This window comes from Cognatishimia sp. (genome assembly GCF_964229375.1).
Classification (GTDB): Bacteria; Pseudomonadota; Alphaproteobacteria; order Rhodobacterales; family Rhodobacteraceae; genus Cognatishimia.
This window is the reverse complement of sequence record NZ_CAXREH010000215.1, coordinates 1-3,894: the sequence shown is the minus strand read 5'-3', so window position 1 is coordinate 3,894 and position 3,894 is coordinate 1. Positions and strand designations below refer to the sequence as shown.

Genomic DNA, 3,894 nt, shown 5'->3' with positions numbered 1-3,894 from the left:
GGGTCGGGCGAGCCTTGGAAGCTGGTCGATTACATCAAATCCTTCAACTACTTGAACTATGACGGCGGCCAGTTCTCGACCTCGCGCGGGCGCGGCGTCTTTATGGATCAGGCGCTAGAGATCCTTCCCGCTGACTACTGGCGCTGGTGGCTGCTGAGCCATGCCCCTGAAAGCAGCGACAGCGAATTCACTTGGGAAAATTTCCAAAGCTCGGTGAACAAAGACCTCGCCGACGTACTGGGCAACTTTGTCAGCCGTGTCACAAAATTCTGCCGCTCGAAGTTCAGCGAAGCCGTGCCAGAGGGTGGCGACTATGGTCCAGAAGAGCTGGCCCTGATCGACGATATCACCACCCGCGTCAAAGCCTATCAGGACCATATGGACGCGATGGAAGTGCGCAAATCGGCGCAAGAATTGCGGGCAATCTGGGTTGCAGGCAACGAATATCTGCAAACGGTCGCACCCTGGTCGACCTTCAAAGAAGACCCAGCCAAAGCCGCGATCCAGATCCGTTTGGCCCTGAACCTGATCCCGCTTTATGCGGTTCTGTCAGCGCCCTTTATCCCTGATGCGGCCGCCTCGCTTTTGGACAGCATGAACGTGTCCGAGACCGAATGGCCAAGCGACGTGCCCTCCGCCCTGTCAGCCTTGCAGGCCGGCCATGCCTTTACGGTTCCCGAGGTGACATTCCGCAAGATCACCGACGACGAGCGCGACGCATGGCAAGAAAAATTCGCGGGCACGCGGGACTGATAACCTGATCAAACAAAACAAAAAAGCAGGCCGAACGGCCTGCTTTTTTTGTTGGTACCCTCGGCCGGACTCGAACCGGCACGGCCTATACGGCCTAGAGATTTTAAGTCTCCTGTGTCTACCATTCCACCACGAGGGCCCGCGTTGGTGAGGCCGGACAATAGCGGCACATCACGGGGTGTAAAGAGGGGAGTTCGCCCTAAAGGTCTTCGCCGGGTTTCGATGCAGGCGCCCGTAACAGCGCGCGTTCTTTGACCCATGGGTTAAGCTCGACGGCGGCAGCCAGCGCGTCTTGCGCCTGCGCCTCTTGGCCAAGCGCCAAATAGGTCAGCCCCAGCCCTGTCAAAACGCCGACATGCCGTGGGCTCAGATCGCGGGCCTGCGCCAGATCATCGAGTGCAGACGGGAAATCCTGCCGCAGATAATGCACAAATGCGCGCTGGTTCCAGCCCTCGGCATAGTCAGGACAATAGGCAACCAGCGCATCCAACGCCTCGAGCGCGCCCAGAAAATCAAACCCGGCCCGCTTTTCCATACCGCGGTCCAAAAGCGCCTGCGCTGTCACATCGGGCGCGTCCGTCCACAAAGCCCACATTTGCTGGGAATAGGCCTCGGCCGCCCGTTCGTTTTCCGCGACGCGCACCTGATCAAATAACGCGCCAAGAGCCGCCTCGTGATCCGGTGCCGCAGGACATGTCTGCGCCAAAGCGGGTTGAGCCAGACAACAAAGAAGAGCAAGCATGCGCATGCCCCCACTGTGTCGCAAGGGCGCGTGTTGGATCAAGTCACATTCCCGAGACCGATTTCTTTCACCGCTTCCATAGCGACAAAAGTCGAGGTGCTGGACACATGCGGCAGAGCCGAGATCTTTTCGCCCAAAACCTGACGATAGGCCTCCATGTCGCTGGTGCGCACCTTCAGCAGATAGTCGAAATTGCTTGCGATCATATGTGTCTGCTCGATTTCCTGAACCGTCGCCACCGCTTCGTTGAATTCGCGCAGGGCTTTTTCCTTGGTATCTGTCAGCTTGACTTCAACAAAGGCTACGTGATTGAGCCCCAGCTTGATCGGATCAAGCATCGCCCGATAGCCGATGATCGCGCCCTCAGATTCCAGCCTGCGCAAACGCGCCTGCGTTGGGCTTTTTGACAGGCCGATCTCACGTGCTAGGTCCGTGATAGAAATCCGCCCATTGCTTGCGAGAACCCGCAGAATTTTGTGGTCAAAGGCGTCAAGATCCAACTTTTCACTTTGCATGAAAAACTCCGATTTTTCGGTTCACATGGACCACATATCACACTCAAAAAGGAAATTCGACCGGTAAAATTACTCTAAAAAAGTCGATGAGACCAGGAGAGAAAAATGCCAAATTCCCGCCGCGCCATCGATACGCAGACATATGCACCGGAAACCGACGTCCTAGAGATGCTGATCGCCCAAGCAGATCTGGACAGTGCGGCGCGCGCCGAGATTGGTACGCTTGCCGAGGATCTGGTGACGCAAATTCGTGGCAATTCAAAGCCCGGATTGATGGAAGTCTTTCTGGCGGAATATGGCCTGTCCACCGACGAAGGCGTTGCGTTGATGTGTCTGGCCGAGGCTTTGTTGCGGGTGCCTGATGCGGATACCATCGACGCACTGATCGAAGATAAAATCGCGCCTTCTGATTGGGGCAAACACCTCGGGCAATCCACCTCTTCGCTGGTCAACGCCTCTACTTGGGCGCTGAGGCTGACGGGCAAGGTTCTGGACGAGGGCGACAGCGGCGTGGTCAGTGCCCTGCGCGGGGCAATCAAGCGGCTGGGCGAGCCGGTCATTCGAACGGCTGTCGGCCGCGCGATGAAGGAAATGGGGCGTCAGTTTGTTTTGGGCGAAACCATTGAGGCCGCGATGCAGCGCGCGCGTGATATGGAAGCGCAGGGTTATTCCTATTCCTATGACATGCTTGGCGAAGCGGCGAAGACCGACGCGGACGCCATGCGCTATCACCTCGCCTATTCCCGCGCGATCTCGGCGATCGCTTCGGGCTGCACCCACGACGATATCCGCGACAACCCGGGAATTTCGGTCAAACTGTCGGCACTTCATCCGCGCTATGAGGTCGCGCAACGGGATCGGGTGATGGACGAGCTTGTCCCCCGCTTACACGGGTTGGCTCTGTTGGCGAAATCTGCGGGCATGGGCTTGAACATCGACGCGGAAGAGGCAGATCGCCTGTCGCTGTCCATGGATGTCATCGAGGCCGTCCTTGCCGACCCAGCACTAAAGGATTGGGACGGTTTTGGCGTGGTGGTTCAGGCCTATGGCAAGCGCGCGTCCTATGTGCTGGATTATCTGTACGAGCTGGCCACGCGGCTAGACCGCAAGATCATGGTGCGTTTGGTCAAGGGCGCCTATTGGGATACCGAGATCAAAAATGCTCAGGTCCTGGGTCTGAGCGACTTTCCCGTGTTCACCAACAAGCCTGCGACCGACGTGAGCTATATCGCCAACGCGCGCAAACTTTTGGGGATGACCGACCGGATTTACCCACAGTTTGCCACCCACAACGCGCACACTGTTGCAGCCGTGTTGGGCATGGCGGATAACCTTGAAACCTTTGAATTTCAGAGGCTTCATGGTATGGGCGACGCGTTGCACGACGTCGTACTGAAAGAAAACAAAACCCGCTGCCGGATCTACGCTCCGGTCGGCGCGCATCGTGATTTGCTGGCTTATCTGGTGCGTCGCCTGTTGGAAAACGGAGCCAACAGCAGTTTCGTCAACCAGATCGTGGACGAGGATGTGCCCCCGTCCGTCGTGGCGCGCGATCCGTTTGAGGCGATTCATGACGCAGGCATCGACTTGCCAACAGGTGATGCACTTTTTAAACCCGAACGCCCAAATTCGCACGGCTTTGACCTGCGCGACATGCCCACGCTTGAGAAACTGGAAACCACCCGCGCGCCGTATCGCAACAGCTCGTGGCATGCCGCCCCCTTGATTGACGGAGACGCTGCGCCGCAAGAGGCTGTGGCGGTGGACAACCCCTATCAATCCGCAGACTCTGCCGGCACGGTCGCGCAAGCCAGTGACGCCGATATTGAGACGGCTCTGGCCAATGCCAAAGCATGGGATGCCGACCCTGCGACGCGCGGTGCG

The 3,894-nt window shown here is 57.9% G+C and carries 4 protein-coding genes and 1 tRNA gene; 2 read left to right on the top strand and 3 right to left on the bottom strand.

From position 1 onward, the window contains the following. A partial coding sequence (locus tag ACEQWH_RS15465; protein WP_370232347.1) for a class I tRNA ligase family protein occupies window positions 1–753 on the top strand: 753 nt, incomplete at its 5' end. Window positions 754–805: 52 nt separating this feature from the next. Here ACEQWH_RS15465 and ACEQWH_RS15460 read toward each other — a convergent pair. The 3 genes from ACEQWH_RS15460 to ACEQWH_RS15450 form a co-directional block, all read right to left on the bottom strand. Continuing rightward, window positions 806–892: transfer RNA gene (locus tag ACEQWH_RS15460), tRNA-Leu, on the bottom strand. Window positions 893–952: 60 nt separating this feature from the next. Continuing rightward, window positions 953–1,495, bottom strand: coding sequence for a tetratricopeptide repeat protein (locus ACEQWH_RS15455; protein ID WP_370232345.1), 543 nt, complete (start codon window positions 1,493–1,495; stop codon window positions 953–955). 38 nt (window positions 1,496–1,533) lie between these two features. Beyond that, complete coding sequence (locus ACEQWH_RS15450) at window positions 1,534–2,010, bottom strand: Lrp/AsnC family transcriptional regulator (RefSeq protein WP_370232343.1); 477 nt, start codon at window positions 2,008–2,010, stop codon at window positions 1,534–1,536. 105 nt (window positions 2,011–2,115) lie between these two features. Here ACEQWH_RS15450 and ACEQWH_RS15445 point away from each other — a divergent pair. After that, the coding region (locus tag ACEQWH_RS15445; RefSeq protein WP_370232341.1) for a proline dehydrogenase family protein at window positions 2,116–3,894 on the top strand (1,779 nt) is incomplete at its 3' end.